The following is a 17,747-nucleotide window of genomic DNA, read 5'->3' as shown; positions in this document are numbered from 1 at the left end:
TACCTCCCTCACTCTTGTTGGCTGGCTTCAACGCGTCCGTCTGGTGCGGACGTTCTCGTCCTCGGCGTCTTTCTTTTTTTGACGCGACATGGCCGAGACGATGTTCTGTTCGGTGAGATCCATCAGCTTGTGCATGGCCTGGCGTGCGCCATCGGCGTTGCGCGCCCAGATCTCGTCGAGCACGGCTCGGTGATAGGGCAGGCTTTTCCGCGGTGCGCCGGGATTGGTGCTCGACAGATCGAAGGACATCCGCAGCGCAGCAGCCACCGTCGCGCCAAAGGCGATCAAAAAGTCGTTGCCGGTGGCGATGAGAATGCCGCGGTGAAACTGAAGGTCCGGCTCGGCGTAGGCGACGCGGTCCATGCCGGCCGCGTCCATGCCGCGATAGGCGCGCTCGATCCGGGCGAAGTCTTCGTCGGTGCCGCGCACTGCGCAAATGGCGCAGGCCTCCGGCTCAACGATGCGGCGAACCTCCAGGATCTGCTTGGCGAATTCCTGCGTCGGCAGCGCCGCCAGCGTCCAGTTCAGCAGCTCCTCGTCGAGCATGTTCCAGTCGAACCGCGCCCGCACATGGGTGCCGGCCTTCTGCTTCGAGGCGATCAGCCCCTTGGCCTTGAGCAGCGACAGTGCCTCGCGAAGGGAGGCGCGGCTGACATCGAAGCGGGACGCCAGCTCGATCTCGCGCGGCAGTGTCGTGCCCTCGCGCCAGACGCCGGTCAGGATCAGCCGTGCCACTTCGCGGGCGATCGACTGCGGGCTGTCCTTGCTAGCAGATTTTGCCACGTTGATCTCGGTCTCGTAGAATAAAATGTCTGATTTATCTCAGCTCTGACGAAAAGATGCGCGGAATTAGGCCTCAGATCGAAGATAGTCAAATCCATCCTGGTTTGACAAGAATTATTATGTCAGACATATTTTCTATTGACTCAATGCCGCGCAGGACAGAACAACCGTGACAAAGCCCCACATCATCCTGGTCATGACCGACCAGCAACGCTTCGACACGATCGCGGCGACGGGCTATCCCTATATGAAGACGCCGAATCTCGACCGCCTGGTGCGCGAGGGCGTCTATTTCGACAATTGCTTCATCAATGCGCCGAGCTGCGTGCCCTCGCGCGCCGCGCTGTTCTCTGGCCTCTATCCGCACGCCTCGGGCGTGCTGAAGAACGGGCAGCACTGGCAGAAGACCTGGGTGAGCAATCTCGGCGACGCCGGCTATCACTGCGTCAATGTCGGCAAGATGCACACCATCCCCTATGACGCGAAGGCCGGCTTTCACGAGCGCTTCGTGGTCGAGAACAAGGACCGTTTCCTCGAGGGGCGCTGGTTTGCCGACGAGCTCGACAAGGCCTTTGCCGCGCACAAGCTGACAAAGCCGTCACGCGCCGGCTATCGCAGCCTGCCCGACTATGGCGATCGCATGGGCGCCTTCACCTGGGAGATGCCGAAATCGCTGCACCCGGACATCTTCGTCGCCGAAACCGCGATGTGGTGGCTGGAGACGCGGCCCAAACCGGAGGCGCTGTTCATGCAGATCGGCCTGCCCGGACCGCATCCGCCCTATGATCCCTTGCCGGAATATCTGGAGCACTATCTCGCCCGCAACGATCTTCCGGTGCCGCAGCCGACCGAGGCCGAGATCGAGGGGCTGCCGGCTTATCTGAAAGAAAAGCGCCGCCACGACACCGAGGTCGATCACGACGCGGTGTCATGGAAGCTCGCGCCGACGCATGAAGAGATGCGCCGCCTGCGCGCGCATTATTATGCCAACGTCACCATGATCGACGAGCAGATCGGTCGTCTGCTGACGACGCTGGAGGACAAGGGCTATCTCGACAATTGCGTCGTGATCTTCATGTCGGACCATGGCGACAATCTCGGCGAGCACGGGCTGAGCCAGAAGTGGTCGATGTACGAGCCGGTCACCCGCATCCCGCTGCTGTTCTGGTCGCCGAGCCTGTTTCCCGATGGTCGCCGCATCCGCGAAAAGTGCCAGCTGTTCGATCTTGCGCCCACCATTCTGGATCTCGCCGGCGCGGAGCATCCAAAGCCGTTCCAGGCCCGCAGCCTGCTGCCGGCGCTCAAAGGCGAGGAATGGACCGGCCGCGACTTCGTGTTCTCCGAGCAGGCCGGCGACGTCGCCATGACCGGCGCCCGGCTGATCACCATGGTGCGCGATAACAGCTGGAAAGTCGTGTTCATCCACGGCGCCGAGGATGGCCAATTGTTCGATCTCGCGACCGATCCGCTCGAACAGCACAATCTCTGGGGCATGCCCGCGCACGCCGGTGAGATCAGCCGCCTCAAGGACGCCTTCATCGACTGGCGCCAGAACAGTTTGCTCGAGACCATGGACCTGAACGTCGCGGCACGGTGAACCAACTCCGCGATCGCGCGGGCCGGGTTGGCGCAGGCGTTCTCTCCAAGTCCATGTCAGATCGGCATCGGTCCATGTCCGAAAAGACATGGACGTTGGCGTGACGGCCTCCATAATCGGCGCAGAAGCAGGATTGCTGTGACAGCCAGCCAATCCAAAAGTGCCAGGGATGGAGAAGCCTGATGTTTGAACGCCTGACGACCAGATCGTTGGTGGCGCTAGCCGTTATCCTGGGCCTCGCGGCGACGACGGCACGCGCGGACTCGCTGTTGCCGCTTGGACCGAAAGTGGGCGACCAGAACCTGTCGCCATTCTATCGCTGGTCCGAAACCTTGCCCGAGAGCCCCGGCGTCATGCTGCGCAAGGAGCCGATGCTGGCGCAGGGTGAGATCACGAGCGCGGCCCTCGCCGAGCGCATTCTCTACACGTCGAGCGATTTTCGTTGGCACGCCGGCATCGTGCCCGTCAGCGGCACGCTCTATCTGCCCAAGGGCGAGCCGCCTGCCGGCGGATGGCCCCTGGTTGCCTGGGCGCACGGCACGCTTGGCATTTCCGATGCGTGTGCGCCGTCCTGGACCGGTCACAAGCCGCGCGATGCCACCTATATCCAGCGCTGGCTGGAGAGCGGCTTTGCGGTCGTCGCCACCGACTATCAAGGCCTCGGTGGACCAGGCCCGCATCCCTATCTGATCTGGCAGGCGGAGGGACGCTCGGTGCTCGACGGCGTGCGTGCCGCGCTCTCCGCCTATCGGGGCAGGCTGGCACCAAAAGTCTTCGTCACCGGCCAGTCGCAGGGCTCCGGTGCCGCAATGGGTGCGACCGTGATTGCGGAGAGCTACGCGCCGGACGTGCCACTGGTCGCCACCGTGGCAACGGGACTTGTCTCGACCTTCCCGGACGGTCCCTACAAGCCGCCTCAGACCACGTCGATCGGCTCACCGATCTATACGTCGCTGATGCTGCTCGGCGGTTCGCTGCCCGACGGTGCACCCTCGGCTGATGATCTCGTTGCCGAAAAGGGCAAGCCGGTGCTGAAGGCGGCGCGCGAGAGCTGCACCACGGAGATGCGCGATGTGGCGCGCAAGGACGACATCACCGCCGACAATGTCTATGTCGAGCCGATCGCCAATGTGCTGGCGCGGCTGACTGCGATCACGGACATGAAGGCAGTGCGGCTCAAGGTGCCGTTGCTGCTCGGCACCGGCCTTGCCGATTCCACGCTGGTCCCGACCCGGCAATATGCGGAGGTCGCGGCTCTCTGCGCCGCGGGCAACGATGTGGTCTGGAAGTCCTATCCCGGCGCTACGCATAATGGCGGCCTGAACGCCGCCTTCCCCGATGCGCTCGCTTTCTTCCGCGGCATGCTTGCCGGCCAGAAGCCGCAGAGCAATTGCACCGGCATCACAGAACCCGGCCCGCCCGGCGACGTCGCACAAGGAATCGCCTTCAACGACTAGGTTACCAGATATTTCTTCACCGCCGCCTCATCCCATTCGATCCCGTTGCCGGGCTCCTCGCCCGGCAGCGCAAAGCCGTCCTTGATCGTCAGCCGGCTCGCGAGCACCGCATCGGCCCAGTCGACATATTCCAGCCAATGCGCTGATGGCGTCACGCAGAGCAGATGCGCGCTGACTTCCGAGAACAGATGCGTCGACATCTCGATGCCGGCGGCATGCGCGAGTGACGCGGCACGCAGCCAGCCGGTGACGCCGCCGATGCGCTGCACGTCGGGCATCACATAATCGCAGGCTTCGGCGGAGAGCGCGGTCTGCATCGAAAACGCACTATCAAAATTCTCGCCGATCTGGACCGGTGTGCGCAGTGCGTCCGCAATGCGGGCGCAACCCACATAGTCGTCATGGCGGATCGGCTCCTCGATCCAGCTCAGGCCTTCGTCGTCGAGCATCTCGCCGCGGCGGATCGCTTCGGTCACCGTCAGCGCCTGGTTGTAGTCGCACATCAGCGTGACGTCGTCGCCGACGGCCTTGCGCACCGCGCGCACCACGGCGAGATCCTCGCGCGCATCGGACCGGCCGACGCGGATTTTTGCGGCGTGAAAGCCCTCGGCCAGCAGCTTGTGGGCTTCCTCCACCGCAGCGCCCGCCGGCATGATGCCGAGCCCCTTCGAGTTGTAGGCCTTCACCGGCTTCGGTGCGCCGCCGAGCAGGCGTGCCAGCGGCAGGCTTCGCGCGCGGGCCAGCGCGTCCCACGCCGCCATGTCGACGCCGGATTGCGCCAGCCGTTGCAGCCCGGCGAGCCCGAGCAGCGTGAAACGCTGGGTCAGCTTGCGCTCGATCTCGAACGGCAGCAGCTTGTCGCCGGCGAGCAGCTCCGACATTTCAGTGACCATCGCGGTCAGCGGCCTCAAGGCCGACGGCGTGATCGAGAACAGATAGGCATGCCCCGGCACGCCGTGGTCGGTCTCACAGTCGATCAGCACCAGCGGCGCCTTGTCGATCGCACCGGTGCTGGTCTGCAGTGGCAGGTTCATCGGCACGATCACGGGCCGCACGACAATGCGCGTGATGCGAAAGGTCTCGGTCATGGCTCGCTCCGTCTTAGTGCAAGAGCTTAGTGCAAGAGCTTGGGTGCAAGAGTTTAGACCGGCAGCGCCACCGATGCCCACCTGCTCGTTGATCTTGTCGATCAAAAGCCGTTCGCGGTCTGCCCGTCCACACACGCATCATTCCTGTAGATATGACGGTTGTGTGTATTGACATGCTCAAGAAAATTTTTGGCGAGAGTCGCAAATCGAACGGACACTTCGCAATTTCGTCGCGCATACTCGTGTCCGGGCTGGATGCTCAACAGACAACTGATCGAACACCGAGGCGGGATAAATCCTCGCCTCCATGCGCTCTCGTGACGCAATGCAGCGTCGCGGGCAATGGGAATGGTTTCGTTTGAGAAGGAGTTGGTGCCGTGAGTGAAAGTGAAGTGAAGGTCGCGCCGAATGGAGCGAATGGTTTTGCGACGCCGTTGTTCGGATTCCCGAAGATCGAGTTGCCTGCTGTGATCGGCGAACTCGCAGAGCAGAGCGTCGCCCGCGCAAAGCAAGGCTGCGAGCGGATCAAGATCGCATCGGAAGAGATGGCGGACACGTTCCGTGAGACATACTCAAGCCATGCAAGGAGCGCGACAGACTACGGGCTCAAGCTGTTGGAGATTTCGAACGCAAATACGTCCGCAACGATGGATTTCTTCGCCGATCTTTTGGGCAGCAAATCGGCGACTGATGTCGTCACCTTGACGGCGGCGCAATCGCGCAAGGTCTTCGACGCTGCATCCGCCCAGAACAGGGAATTGTGGAAGCTTGCTGAGAAGCTGACGATGGAAACGAGCGAGCCGATCAAGAAGCACTTTGCCAAGGCCGTTGAGAAGGCCGGCTAAAAAAGCGGCATTCCAGGTTCGTCCAAGAGGGAACCGCCGGTTGGAATAAGCCCCGCCACGAGCATGCGCCCCATGCTCGGTCAACAACGGGCAGGTGCACGATGCCCCCCAAGTAACTGCACCTCAAGAGGCGCATTCCAACCGGCCGGTCGTTTGCTTCGAAAACCAGCAAAAGCCAAGTTATGGGAGGCTCATATGGGTATGGTTATGGTCAGATGCCCGCAGACCGGCCGGGCGATCCCCACCGGTATCAGGACCGATCGCGAGAGCTTTCGGCGCAGCGTTGTTTTCTTCGGGCGCACCCGCTGCCCGATCTGCCAATCCGATCACGCCTGGTTCGCGCCGGAGGCCTGGGTCCATGAGCCGAGCGGATCGCGGCATCACAGCGCGACCTCGTGGAAGGTTTGATGTCCAAGCAGATCATCAGTGATTGCGATGGAGGGACACCATGGCGCACGCTCAAAACTATATCGAGACATCCACCTGGCTGATGCAGGCCAAGGAATTTCTTGACGAAGCACGACGGCTCAAGCCGGGCCCTGCGCGCAACGAATTAAGAGAGGTGGCGAAGGTGCTGCGCGAGCTTGCGAGGCTCGAGGCGCAATCCCAATCCGGACAGAATCTCGACCGGACGAAGAGAACCTGATTGGGTTGAGAAGCGGCTTTGATTGCAGCGCCGGCATCACGCCGGCGAATCTTTTTGAGGCTGACGCGGCAAGGCTGACGCGGCAAGGCTCAGCTCACGCGGCATCGCCCGATTCATCTCCTGACATGCGCCGATCGTCTTGCGCAGCCGTGATGTAAGATCGGGCTGGTTTCGTCGAGAAGATATCCTCGACTTCGAGACGGATGTTGTCGTGGCATTCGCACGCCGCCGCGGCGAGCCGGGCTGGATCGATCTCGATGTGGCCTCGTCGATCGGACTTGATCGCTCCAGACGCGCGCAGATTGCGCATCAAGAGCGTCACTGTCGTTCGTCGCACACCAAGTATTTGCGACAGCGCCTGCTGAGTGAGCGGCAGGACGTCATCGTCGACGCGGTCGCGAACCTGGAGCAGCCAGCGAGCCATACGGGCTTCGACCGGATGCAGCGCATTGCAGGCCGAGCCGAGCTGAAGCTGCACCAGTATCGCCCTGATGTGAATCTGGATCGCGTGCCGGATTGCGGGGCTCCGGCTGAAAGCGGCGTAAAATCGCGATGCAGGGACTCGCGCGGCGGTGCCGGCCGCACGGACGATGGCGGTAATGGCCGAAGGAGACGGCCCCAGCACCGAAAGACTACCTACTGCGCCTTCGCGCCCGACCATGGCGGTGGCAACCGTCCGTCCGTCCGCCATGTCGGCCATCAGTGAGATGGCACCGCTATGAGGGAAGAAGACATGCTCGATCCGGTCACCCGCTTGCGAGAGGACTGCGTCCTGGCCGAGCACGACCGTCTCCAGCTCAGGCGCCAGTAGATGGAAATCCGCGGGTGGCAGCGCTGCCAGAAGTCGGTTACCAGTTCCGCTGGAACTCATTACTGTAGCCGACCCGCGGTGGCGCATGCGCCATCTTCTCCGTTCCGCGCGCAGCGAAAAGACGCTTCGTTATTTCGCATCGTGTTCCATGTCGCTTCTGCTCCGCCGCGAGTCGTTTCCATTCGCGCCATCTAGGACTTAGATGCAAATGCGCGGCCAGAGACAACTGCCAAATCGGTATGGGTAACATCGTAGGCGCCACGCGCGCGGAGTTCCGCGTTCGACGCGCCAACGATAACGCGATCAAGAGCGTTCGCAGCAGGCAGAACGGCGTGTCGGGACGCTCGCTCGTCGCGCGCGAGCATCTCCGAGATCTCGTGGACCATACTTGCGAGCGGCTTCAACGCCGCAGGCGCAATCGAGAACAGACAAGCATGCCCCTTGCGGCGAAACCGAAAGTCGTCTGCGGCGACTCCCATCAAATGGGGTTGCGCAGGGTTGCGTTTACGGGCTCTGTGCCGGACCCTCCAGGGGAGGGTAAGAGCCCAGCTCTCACCGCGCCGCGCCTTCCGTAAACGCCGTCTCGATCACCGCCCCAAACGGCTGCCAGGAGCGGCCGTCGAATTGCACCAGCCGCATCTGCTTGATCGGCAGATAGCTGTCGGGTGACGTATTCATCCTGATATTGGGCAGCGCGACGGAGGGGTGATAATCCCTGAGCGATGCCGCCTGACGCATGATGTTCTCGTGCGAGAAATCGTCGCCGCACTGCTTCAGCACCTTGGTCAGCGCTTCCGCGGCGGCATAGCCGTAGAGCGCCGCGCTGTTGTTGGTGCTTTCGACCTGGTGATACTTGTCCATGAAGGCGAACCAGTCCTTCATTGCGGGATCGTCCTTCCAGGCGGGATCGCTCGGATCCTTCAGAAAGGCCGCCGAGATCACGCCGGATGAATTCTCGAGCCCCGCCGGCGCCATCGCATTGGCGATCGAGGCGGAAGCGTCGTTGACGATGAAGACCGGGTGCCAATTCAGCGACGCCGCCAGCTGGATCACCTTGGATGCCGTCGAGGGCACGCCGAGGAACACGAAGATATCCGCGCCGGCGCGCTTGAGGATCGAGACGTGGCCTTCGAGATGCTCGTCCGAGATGTCGAAGGCGACGTCGACGAGGACGTGACGGTTCAGATCGCCGAGACCTTCCTGGATGCCCTTGTAAAGCATCCGGCCGAACTGGTCGTTCTGCCAGAGAACGACGATCTTCTTCCGGGGATAATAGGCCTGGATGTAATTGGCGTAGATGCGACCCTCCGACCGGAACGGCGGTTGCCAGCCCATGGTCCAGGGAAACGCCCTGGCCTGGCTCAGCTCCTCGTCACCCGAGGCGACGAACAGTTGCGGAATTTTCTTCTCGTTCAGGTACCAGCGCGTGGCGAGATTGCCGGGCGTGCCGAATGACCCGAACATGAGCTGCACGTTGTCCTTCTCGACGAGATCTCGGGTCAGCTCCAGCGCGGCTGCGGGATCGGAATTGTCGTCGCGGGTGATGAAGCGGACCTTGCGGCCGTTGATGCCGCCGCGATCGTTGACCATGTCGAAATAGGCGGCTTCCGCCTTGCCGATCGCGCCGAACTCCGAGAGCGGTCCCGAATAGGGCACGAAATTGCCGATGCGGATTTCCTTGTCGGGAATTGGCTGATCCGAACGCTGCTCCGACATCGCCCCGAGTGAGGCGAGCGCGGCGATCAAAACGAACAGCAGTCTGCCGGTGACGCGCATGCTCGACACCTTGTCGTTGGCCCCCAACGAAGTCGGCTCGATCCGCACCCAAGCGAGTTGATCTACGTCAAGCGTTTGGCAATCCTGTGGCTGAGCGTTGGGAAGCCGCAGCCGAAACGGCAGGCGTGTTGACGCGCTGTTTCGCGTTCAGGTCACCAGTTCCGTCATCCTGAGGCGCGAGGCCCACGATGCAGCGCATCGCGGGCGGAGCCTCGAAGGATGAACGGCCACCGTTGTCGCCAAGCGGAGAGATCCGGGCCGGCGCCCTTCGAGGGCCGCTGAAGGAGCGGCCGCCTCAGGGTGACGGTGATGGACTAACCGTCGCGGTGAGGATTCGTAGCCAGCATGAGCGCAGGCGATATGCGAGGCTCAGCTGTGACACTGTGGAAGCCTAAGTGCTCGCGTCGGCTACGGCAGCCCTCGCGCCTCGAGCTGATGCACCAGCAGCAGCGTCGGCTCGGCAAGGCTGTCGCCGGAACCATCCAGCCCAAACGCCGCGGCGATGCCGTCGTGGCTGCGCAGCAGCGTGGAGCGCGGGCAGTGGCCGGCGCCGCACAGCGTCTTTTTCAGGGTCTCTCCTTGCGCGACCAGGTTCGCGGGATCGTTGGCGGCCCAGGCCAGCACGATCGGCGCGTCGACATTGAGGATGCCGGGAAACACCGAGCGCTTGTCGTATTGACTGGTGTCGGCGCCGAAATAGGCCTTCTCGCTCTCACTGGCGTCCTTGCCGGCGCGATAGATGCCCGACACCAGCACCACAGCCGCGACATCGGCGCGGTCGGCCTGGAGCTCGGGATGCGCCAGCAGGCTCGCGACATGGAACGCGCCGGCGCCGTAGCCGACCGCGACGATCTCGCGGGCGTCGCCGTTGAACAGGTCGATATTGCCGTGGACCCAGGACAGCGCCGCCGCCACGTCGGTTGCGCCCATCGGCCACGTCGCTGCGGGCGCCAGGCGGTAGTTGACGCGCACCCCGATCATGCCGTTGCGCGCGGCAAAGCACATCGCCTCGTCCTGGATATCGCGGGACAGGTCCGGCGCGCCGCGGTCGCCGGTGAAGGTGTCGCCTGCCACGAACAGCAGCACCGGCCGCGACGTGTCCGCCTTGGTGTCGCCGCTGGTCGCGACATCGAGCACATTGGCCTCGCCGTCGCCATAGCGCAGGCCGCGCGAGAAGGTGACCTGCTCGCATAGGCGCGCGACGCCGCCGGCCGTCGTGTCGTTATCGGTGAGGCCGACCCGGACAAGATCGGACGGAGCGGTCGGCCGCGCCGGCAACAGGCCATGTGCGGAGGCCGCGGTTACGGTCAGAAGCAGAAAAAAAACGAGATAACTCTTCATCATCTTGGTGCCGGCCTTGCTGGCCCAGATATGGTGCGCCGGCTTGGCCTGTCTTTTCAATTCGCCTTATTAGTTGGTCTTGTCAGCCCCTCTTGCGGCGATTTCGCGGCACCTCGCCGGCGCGTTCAACGCCGGCTTAATTCCCCGGCTGGAACGTGCAATCCGCCCCGCTGCCGTCCTTCTGCCTGATGGCGTTCGGGTCGATCGTGCAGCTCAGCTTGCTCAGGCTCTCGAAATTCGATCCCGCCGCACCGTCGGCCGGGATACCGGCCAGCGCCTCGGTCGCGAAGATCTCGTTGGCCGTGGATCCGTTCACAGTCTTGACCTTCTTGCCGAAGGTGACCTCGCAGTTGCGCAAGGTGATGTCGACATTGCTGGTGCGGCAGACGATCCTGTCCGCGGTCACCACGATCGGCTTCTTGGTGGGGATGTCGGCATTGGCGGCGAACAGCATCGCCACCGCCTTCTTCTCGGCGCCCGACAGCAGCGGCGACAGCGGAGCAATCACACCCGCCAGCGCCAGCGCCGTGGAGCCCGAGATTTTTGAGGGCGTCGCGCCGGATTCGCCCATGACATGGGAGACGCCGGCCACGAGGATCGCACCGGCGAGGCAGGCCGATATCGCAAGTTTCATGGGCGTCTTTCCTCTCCTGTCGGCGCTTCAGCGTCGCGTAGGCGCGCTCGCCGATACGATTCGCGTAAAACTCGTCGACCGCTGTCTGGTCACCGGGGCTGCAGGACAGGCGTCCGACGTTTTAGCTGGCCTACTTCCGCGAAGCGGATGTCTTCTTCTTGCCGGTCTTCTTGGCCGCTTTCTTCCTGGCTGCCCTCTGGGCGATCAGATACGCCTCGACCTTCTTGGAAGAATGGCCGGCGGCGGCGACGGCGGCCTTCAGCTTGGCCGGCGTGATCTTGAACTTCTTCGACCAGTAGCGGACTTCATAGGCTTCGCCGAGCGCGATCCGGCTCTTGTCGGCGGCGCGGTGCTTCTGGAGCTTGATGTACTCTTCTACCTTCCGTGCGGAACGGCCGACCTTCTTGACGGCATATTTCAGCTTGGCCGGCGTCACCTTGAACTTCTTCGACCAGTAGGCGACTTCGTATGCCTCGGTGAGCGCAATCAGCTTGCGGTCCGCTCCGCCCCGCCTGGTCTTGTCGTCGGCCATGCTTGTCTCCTGCCCTGGATCGCGTGCATCCAGTCTAGCATGCAATCGGATTTTGCACGCAAGGGGAGGCCGCGTGGCGATTGCGCGAGGCGGCCGTTTTGTCCCGACGCGTCAAGTGGTTACGCGACGCGACCCAACCTCATGCCGAGGGGGCCGTTCTACTGTGCATGGGGTTGTTTTCGACTTTTTGGTGTCTCGCGCGTCCGTGACGGAACCTTATGGCGGCTGACGCGACTTATCCATGACACGGGAAAACACGTGCGAGGCAGTCATGGCAGACAAGCATACCGCCGATCCGGCAGAGATCATGCGGGCGACCGGTCATCCTGAACTGGAATATGCCGCCGGCTGGACCATCGCCGGTCTGGTCACCATCGGCACCATCGTCGCCGCCTGGGTGTTCGCGATCTAGGTTGCTTTGCGCTACGGCGTCACCGGTCCGCGTGCGACCGCGCGCGGGGCGGCCAGCGCTTTCCACGTGGAATTCGCCACATGCACCGGCGAGAACGCCGGCCGCTCGACGTAGCGGCCGTCTCCTGCCTCGGCACGCAGATCGCCATCCTTCCACACGATACGACCGCGCGAGAGCGTCGCGGCCGGCCCGCCGGTGCAGGAAAAGCCTTCGAATACATTGTAGTCGATCCGGCTCATCTGCCGCTTTGCGCTGATGGTCTTCGTCGCCTTGGGATCCCACACCACGATGTCGGCATCCGAGCCGACGGCGACCGCGCCCTTGCGCGGATAGATGTTGAGGATGCGGGCGATGTTCGCCGAAGTCACGGCGACGAATTCCTCCTTGGTCAGCCGCCCCGTGGCGACGCCCGCGGTCCATAGCAACGCCAGGCGATCTTCGAGGCCGCCGGTGCCGTTCGGGATTTTTCTGAAGTCGCCGAGGCCGAAGCGCTTCTGCTCGGTGGTGAAGGCGCAATGGTCGGTTGCGACCACTTGCAGCGAGCCGGACTGCAGGCCGGCCCACAGGCTGTCCTGATGCGACTTGTCCCGGAACGGCGGCGACATCACGCGCTGCGCGGAATGATCCCAGTCCCTGTTCTGATATTCACGCTCATCGAGCAGCAGGTGCTGGATCAACGGCTCGCCATAGACGCGCTTTCCTGCGGCCCGCGCACGGGCGATCGCCTCATGCGCCTCGCGGCAGCTCGTATGCACGATATAGACCGGCGTGCCCGTCATGTCGGCGATCATGATGGCGCGGTTGGTGGCTTCGCCCTCGACCTCCGGCGGCCGTGAATAGGCGTGGCCCTCCGGGCCGGTGACGCCGCGCGCGATCAGCGCCTCCTGCATCAAGGCAACGACGTCACCATTCTCCGCGTGCACGACAGGCATCGCGCCGAGATGGGCGCAGCGCGCGAACGAGTTGTAGAGCTCGTCGTCGTTCACCATCAGCGCGCCCTTGTAGGCCATGAAGTGCTTGAAGGTGTTGATGCCGTAGGTTTTGACCACGGTCTCCATCTCGTCATAGATCTGTTTCGACCACGACGTCACCGCCATGTGGAAGCCGTAGTCGGTCGCCGCCTTCTCGGATTTGTGGCGCCATTCCTGGTAGGCCGCGAGCATCGACTGGCCGGGATCGGGCAGGCAGAAATCCACCACCATGGTGGTCCCCCCGGTCAGCGCCGCCTTGGTGCCGGACTCGAAATCATCCGCGGTCACCGTTCCCATGAACGGCATTTCGAGATGGGTGTGCGGATCGATGCCGCCCGGAATGACATAGGCGCCGCCGGCGTCGATGATCTCCGCCCCCGTTGGCGCGTCGATCGCTGCGCCGACCGCGACGATGGTGTCGCCCTCGATCAGCACGTCCGCACGGCGCGAATGATCATGATTGACGACAGTGCCGCCGCGGATGAGGAGGGACATGGGAACTCCGAGGGAAAGGAGGGAGGACAGGGCGCGGTGAAAGCTAAGCGTGTCGGCTGCGATGCGACAGGCGAAATTTTAGTCAGCCGCCGTTTCCGCCACCGACACCGCGATTGAGTTGGACGCGCCCGCCTGACCTGATATCGCGCCTGCCAAATGCAACCGAGCCATGACGGATCGCGCTGTCCTGCGCACTTGCGCGTCGGCACAGGCCGGAGCACTCTGCGCTCGCGGCGCAAAGAACACCGCCAATAAGGACGCGAGGAAGCTCCATGGCGGTGACGCGGATCGACTGCGACATCCACCCGGCGGTTGGTGGCACGCGCACGACACTTCTTCCTTATCTCAGTGATCACTGGAAAGAGCAGGTGGTGAGCCGCGCCATCGACGGTCTCGACCTCACCTCCTATCCGCCAAGCATGCCGTTTTCTGGCCGCGCCGACTGGCGGCCGGCCAATGGCACCAAGCCGGGCTCTGACCTGGCGATGGTGCAGAAGGACGCCTTCGACCAATTGGGCGCGAGCCACGCGATCCTCAACGTGCTCTACGGCGCGCAAGCCGTGTTCGATTCCTACATGGCGGCCGATTTCTGCAAGGCGATCAACGACTGGATTGCCGCCGAATGGATATCGCGTGACCCGCGCCTGCGCGCCTCCATCGTGGTGCCGATGCAGGCGCCGGATCTCGCCATCGAAGAGATCGAGCGCCGCGCGAGCGACAATCGCTTCGTCTCCATCCTGGTGCTGGCGCAGGGCGAGACGTTGCTGGGCCGGCGGCATTTCTGGCCGGTCTACCAGCTCGCGGAAAAGTACAAGCTGCCGCTTGCAATCCATGCCGGCACGCAATATCGGCAGGCGCCGAGCTCTGCCGGCTGGCCGTCGCACCGCTACGAGTACTATTTCGTCGAGGCGCAGGCGTTTCAGGCCCAGATCTTGAGCCTGATCTACGAGGGCGTGTTCGGCAAATATCCCGATCTCAAGGTCGTGCTGATGGAATCAGGCGTGAGCTGGCTGCCGGCCTTCATGTGGCGCGCCAACAAGACCTGGCGCGGCGTCCGCGTCGAGGTGCCCTGGGTCGAGCGCGAACCCGCCGCGATCATCCGCGACAATTTCCGCGTCACCATGCAGCCGTTCGACGCGCCGGGCGACGCCAAAAGCGTCGAGGAGATCATCGACCAGATCGGCTCCGACAAGATGTTCCTGTTCGCGTCCGACTATCCGCACTGGCAGTTCGACGGCGATGATCCGATCCCGCCGCATCTGCCGAAGGGCATCATCGCAAAAATGTGCGTCGACAATCCGCTGGAGACATTTCGGCGGCTGTCGCTGGCCAATTAATCCAGGAGGTTCGCATGAGTGAAGTCATCGACCGTCCGCTGCGTGACGACGAGAAGCCCGCCGCCTCGCGGCTGCGCATCGTCGATTGCGACGTGCATCCGAGCCTGCACTCGGTCGACGATCTCAACGAGTTCCTGCCGAAACGCTGGCAGCAGCATCTGAAGGAATATGGCAGCCATCTGCGCACGCCCTATCTCTTCACCACACCCTATCCACGCTCCTCGCCGCTGATCGCGCGGCGCGATGCCTGGCCGCCGACCGGCGGGCCACCCGGTTCCGACCTTGCTTTCATGCAGAAGCAGCATCTCGATCCGCTCGATGTCGAGTTCGGAATCTTGCAGGTGCTCGATCTCTTCATCTTCTCGCAGCAGAACCTGGAATTCGGCGCCGCAATCCAGCGCGCCATCAACGACTGGCAGCTGGCGTTCTGGTCGCACCGGGATCCGCGCCTGAAGGCCTCGATCCTGGTCGGGCAGGACGGCACGGATCTCGCGATCGCCGAGATCGAGCGTTGTGCAAAGATCGGCGAATACATCCAGATCAACGTCTCGCCCCGCGCCAACGAGCCGCTCGGCCGCCGCCGCTACTGGCCGATCTACGAGCGCGCGCAGGCGCTGGACTTGCCGCTCGGCATCCATGTCGGTGGCTATGGCGGCCACGCGCCGACCGGCGGCGGCTGGCCGTCTTATTACGTCGAGGAGCACCAGTCCAACGCACACACCATCGCGGCGCAGCTTGCCAGCCTCGTGATCGAGGGCGTGCCGGAGCGGTTTCCAAAACTGAAGATCGTCTTCATCGAGGGCGGCTTCGGCTGGATCCCGTCGGCGGTGTGGCGGATGGACCAGCATTTCGAGCGGTTCCGCAGCGAGGTGCCGCATCTCAAGCGCAAGCCGTCGGAATATGTCCGCGAACATTTCTGGTTCACGACCCAGCCGATCGACGAGCCCGACGAAGCCCGGCATCTGCGCTCGCTGATCGAATGGGTCGGCGTCGATCGCCTCTTGTTCTCGTCGGATTATCCGCACTGGGATTTCGACGATCCGCGCTTCGCCTTCAAGACGCCGCTGACGGAGGCCGAGCGCAAGAAGATCTTTAGCACCAATGCGCGAGCGGTCTACAAGTTCTGATCAACATGGCCCGTCATATCGTCGCGCGAACCAGCGAGATCCCGCCCGGCGGCAACAAGGTCGTCGACATCGCGGGCCGCGATATTGTCGTGTTCCACGTCAACGGCGAGTTCTTTGCGCTGTTGAACCGCTGCCCGCACGAAGGCGCGCCGCTGGAAAAGGCGGCTTGCGTGGCGCGGCTGACCTCACCCGAGCCCGGCGTCTACCAGCGCTCGCGCGTCGGCGAGATGCTGCGATGTCCCTGGCACGGCTGGGAATTCGACATGCGCAACGGCCAGTCCTGGTTCGATCCCAAACGCTTCAATATCCGGTCATATCCGGTTGCGGTGGAACGCGGTGACGAACTGCAGAAAGGCCCGTATGTCGCCGAGACGTTTCCGGTGCATGTCGAGGACAGTTATGTGATTGTCGAGGTCTGAAATCACACACCGTCATTCCGGGGCGTTCGCGAAGCGAATGAACCCGGAATCTCGAGATTCCCCGGTGCGCAATTGCTCACCTGAGGTCTGGTCCTTCGGACCATCCCGGAATGACGGATCACGCATTGAGATTCGAACGCAAGTGCGATATGGCTCTCGCGCTTTCAGAGGCGGAGACGAGCGTTGTCGAAACAATCCCTGCGTGAGGAGGCCGAGCGCCTGATCCGCGAATCGATGGAAAAGAAGACCATCGTCGTCAAGCACGGCATGACCCGCATCGAGGCCGTCTGCGGCAAGTGCGGCGCGCCAAACCGGGTCCAGGCGGAGAAAGGCCAGAGCCGCGTCAAGTTCGCCTGCAAGAATTGCGGGCACCAGCAAGAGACGCTCTAAATCCCTCATCCTGAGGAGCCCGCTGGAAGCGGGCGTCTCGAAGGATCGAGGCCCGAGACGGGCCTTCATGGTTCGAGACGCGCTCTGCGCTCCTCACCATGAGGGTCTGACAGCTACTCCCCCTTCACGAACTTCGCGAACGCATCCGCATAATCCGGATGCCAGCGCGACAACGGCGGGCGGTTCTCGACGACGTCGCCGGCGGCCCACAGCATGCGCTTCTCGTCGAGCGCGCGCGGCACGTCGTTATCGGGGCAGAGAATGTAGAAATCGCCGGCCTCAAGCCGCGCGATCATGAAATCGACGGTCTGCTCCGGCGTCCACGCGCCGGCCGGCTTTTCGGTGCGGCCCTTGGCGGTGAGCCCGGTGAACACGAAGCCGGGGATCAGCAGATGCGCGGTGACGTGGCAGTCTTTCATGTTGCGCAGCTCATGCTGAAGCGCTTCCGTAAAAGCCTTCACGCCGGCCTTGGAGACGTTGTAGGCGGGATCGCCGGGCGGGGTGGTGATGCCCTGCTTGGAGCCGGTGTTGATGATCAGGCCGGCCTTGCCGCGCGCGATCATGTTGGGTGCGAAAATCCGCGCGCCGTTGATGATGCCCCACATGTTGACGCCGATGATGCGCTGCCAATTGTCTGATACGCCGAACAATGTGCTGCCTGGCTGGATGCCGGCATTGTTCATGAGCAGGTCCGTGCCGCCGAAATGCGCGCCCACGGCGCGTTCCAGTTCCGTCACGCTCTCGATCCGGCTGACATCGACCGCGGACGTCATCACATTGGCTGCGCCCACAATCGATGACAGTTTTGTTGCGGCCTCCGCCAGCCGTCCCTCGTCGACGTCGACGATGCACACCTTCATGCCGGCGCGCGCAAACGCTGTTGCCGCCGCAAGACCGATGCCGGATGCGCCCCCGGTGATCACGGCGACGTTGTCCTTGGCGATGACAGGATGCGACATGACTGTTCTCCGGAACTGGATCTTGATCGAGCTATAACATGGCGCTCGCGCGACCCTGCACAAGTCGGCATGGCAGGGCTTCGTTCCACGCCGACTTTACGCCCTTCAGGCGCCGCTGTATTCTGTT

Annotated in this window: 19 protein-coding genes; 10 read left to right on the top strand and 9 right to left on the bottom strand. The window is 63.2% G+C overall.

All coding sequences use genetic code 11. From position 1 onward, the window contains the following. Positions 1–27: 27 nt before the first annotated feature. Entirely contained in the window at positions 28–783 is a 756-nt protein-coding gene (locus tag JJC00_RS34790; RefSeq protein WP_200470247.1) for a FadR/GntR family transcriptional regulator, read from the bottom strand. A 169-nt stretch (positions 784–952) separates the two neighbouring features. On the opposite strand from JJC00_RS34790, the gene JJC00_RS34785 reads away from it, so the two are divergent. Both JJC00_RS34785 and JJC00_RS34780 read left to right on the top strand, forming a co-directional pair. Further along, positions 953–2,380 (top strand): sulfatase family protein, encoded by a 1,428-nt coding sequence (locus JJC00_RS34785; protein ID WP_246774027.1) that lies wholly within the window; start codon positions 953–955, stop codon positions 2,378–2,380. A gap of 182 nt (positions 2,381–2,562) precedes the next feature. Further along, complete coding sequence (locus JJC00_RS34780) at positions 2,563–3,837, top strand: lipase family protein (RefSeq protein WP_200470246.1); 1,275 nt, start codon at positions 2,563–2,565, stop codon at positions 3,835–3,837. On the opposite strand, the gene JJC00_RS34775 is transcribed toward JJC00_RS34780, so the two are convergent. Then, complete coding sequence (locus JJC00_RS34775; RefSeq protein ID WP_200470245.1) at positions 3,834–4,925, bottom strand: enolase C-terminal domain-like protein; 1,092 nt, start codon at positions 4,923–4,925, stop codon at positions 3,834–3,836. The genes JJC00_RS34780 and JJC00_RS34775 overlap by 4 nt on opposite strands. 392 nt (positions 4,926–5,317) lie before the next feature. Between JJC00_RS34775 and JJC00_RS34770 the strand changes: the two genes are divergently transcribed. The 3 genes from JJC00_RS34770 (at position 5,318) to JJC00_RS34765 (ending at position 6,416) form a co-directional block, all read left to right on the top strand. Beyond that, positions 5,318–5,770, top strand: coding sequence for a phasin family protein (locus tag JJC00_RS34770; protein ID WP_246774026.1), 453 nt, complete (start codon positions 5,318–5,320; stop codon positions 5,768–5,770). A gap of 195 nt (positions 5,771–5,965) precedes the next feature. Next, the gene (locus tag JJC00_RS38495; protein ID WP_246774025.1) at positions 5,966–6,178 is read left to right on the top strand and encodes a hypothetical protein; all 213 of its coding nucleotides are present in this window, start codon (positions 5,966–5,968) and stop codon (positions 6,176–6,178) included. Positions 6,179–6,218: 40 nt separating this feature from the next. Beyond that, the gene (locus JJC00_RS34765) at positions 6,219–6,416 is read left to right on the top strand and encodes a hypothetical protein (protein WP_200470244.1); all 198 of its coding nucleotides are present in this window, start codon (positions 6,219–6,221) and stop codon (positions 6,414–6,416) included. A 94-nt stretch (positions 6,417–6,510) separates the two neighbouring features. Here JJC00_RS34765 and JJC00_RS34760 read toward each other — a convergent pair whose 3' ends face one another. From JJC00_RS34760 to JJC00_RS34740, 5 genes are all read right to left on the bottom strand, one after another. Next, positions 6,511–7,287, bottom strand: coding sequence for a Crp/Fnr family transcriptional regulator (locus JJC00_RS34760; RefSeq protein ID WP_200474328.1), 777 nt, complete (start codon positions 7,285–7,287; stop codon positions 6,511–6,513). A 492-nt stretch (positions 7,288–7,779) separates the two neighbouring features. Next, a complete protein-coding gene (locus tag JJC00_RS34755) occupies positions 7,780–9,003 on the bottom strand; it encodes an ABC transporter substrate-binding protein (RefSeq protein WP_200470243.1) in 1,224 nt (407 codons plus the stop codon). Between the two features lie 408 nt (positions 9,004–9,411). Next, positions 9,412–10,344: an alpha/beta hydrolase gene (locus JJC00_RS34750; RefSeq protein ID WP_200474327.1), complete on the bottom strand. Its 933-nt coding sequence runs from the start codon at positions 10,342–10,344 to the stop codon at positions 9,412–9,414. Positions 10,345–10,480: 136 nt separating this feature from the next. Continuing rightward, entirely contained in the window at positions 10,481–10,915 is a 435-nt protein-coding gene (locus JJC00_RS34745; RefSeq protein ID WP_200474326.1) for a hypothetical protein, read from the bottom strand. 193 nt (positions 10,916–11,108) lie between these two features. After that, entirely contained in the window at positions 11,109–11,510 is a 402-nt protein-coding gene (locus tag JJC00_RS34740) for a DUF3606 domain-containing protein (protein ID WP_200470242.1), read from the bottom strand. Positions 11,511–11,781: 271 nt separating this feature from the next. Here JJC00_RS34740 and JJC00_RS34735 point away from each other — a divergent pair, with 271 nt between their 5' ends. After that, positions 11,782–11,922, top strand: coding sequence for a hypothetical protein (locus JJC00_RS34735; protein WP_167353997.1), 141 nt, complete (start codon positions 11,782–11,784; stop codon positions 11,920–11,922). 11 nt (positions 11,923–11,933) lie between these two features. Here JJC00_RS34735 and hydA read toward each other — a convergent pair whose 3' ends face one another. After that, positions 11,934–13,388 carry a dihydropyrimidinase gene (hydA, locus tag JJC00_RS34730; protein WP_200470241.1) on the bottom strand — a complete coding sequence of 485 codons (1,455 nt, stop codon included), beginning with the start codon at positions 13,386–13,388 and terminating at the stop codon, positions 11,934–11,936. Positions 13,389–13,660: 272 nt separating this feature from the next. On the opposite strand from hydA, the gene JJC00_RS34725 reads away from it, so the two are divergent. The 4 genes from JJC00_RS34725 (at position 13,661) to JJC00_RS34710 (ending at position 16,661) form a co-directional block, all read left to right on the top strand. After that, the gene (locus tag JJC00_RS34725) at positions 13,661–14,725 is read left to right on the top strand and encodes an amidohydrolase family protein (protein WP_200470240.1); all 1,065 of its coding nucleotides are present in this window, start codon (positions 13,661–13,663) and stop codon (positions 14,723–14,725) included. A 14-nt stretch (positions 14,726–14,739) separates the two neighbouring features. Continuing rightward, positions 14,740–15,852 (top strand): amidohydrolase family protein, encoded by a 1,113-nt coding sequence (locus JJC00_RS34720; RefSeq protein WP_200470239.1) that lies wholly within the window; start codon positions 14,740–14,742, stop codon positions 15,850–15,852. A gap of 5 nt (positions 15,853–15,857) precedes the next feature. Continuing rightward, positions 15,858–16,271 (top strand): Rieske (2Fe-2S) protein, encoded by a 414-nt coding sequence (locus tag JJC00_RS34715; RefSeq protein ID WP_200470238.1) that lies wholly within the window; start codon positions 15,858–15,860, stop codon positions 16,269–16,271. Positions 16,272–16,454: 183 nt separating this feature from the next. Further along, positions 16,455–16,661, top strand: a complete 207-nt coding sequence (locus JJC00_RS34710) for a hypothetical protein (RefSeq protein ID WP_200470237.1) — start codon at positions 16,455–16,457, stop codon at positions 16,659–16,661. A gap of 113 nt (positions 16,662–16,774) precedes the next feature. Here JJC00_RS34710 and JJC00_RS34705 read toward each other — a convergent pair whose 3' ends face one another. Beyond that, positions 16,775–17,620, bottom strand: coding sequence for an SDR family NAD(P)-dependent oxidoreductase (locus JJC00_RS34705; protein ID WP_200470236.1), 846 nt, complete (start codon positions 17,618–17,620; stop codon positions 16,775–16,777). Between the last annotated feature and the right edge of the window lie 127 nt (positions 17,621–17,747).

The organism is Bradyrhizobium diazoefficiens (genome assembly GCF_016616885.1).
Taxonomy (GTDB): Bacteria; Pseudomonadota; Alphaproteobacteria; order Rhizobiales; family Xanthobacteraceae; genus Bradyrhizobium; species Bradyrhizobium diazoefficiens_F.
Note: the sequence above shows the minus strand (reverse complement) of the source record. Positions and strands in the feature narration are given on the sequence as shown.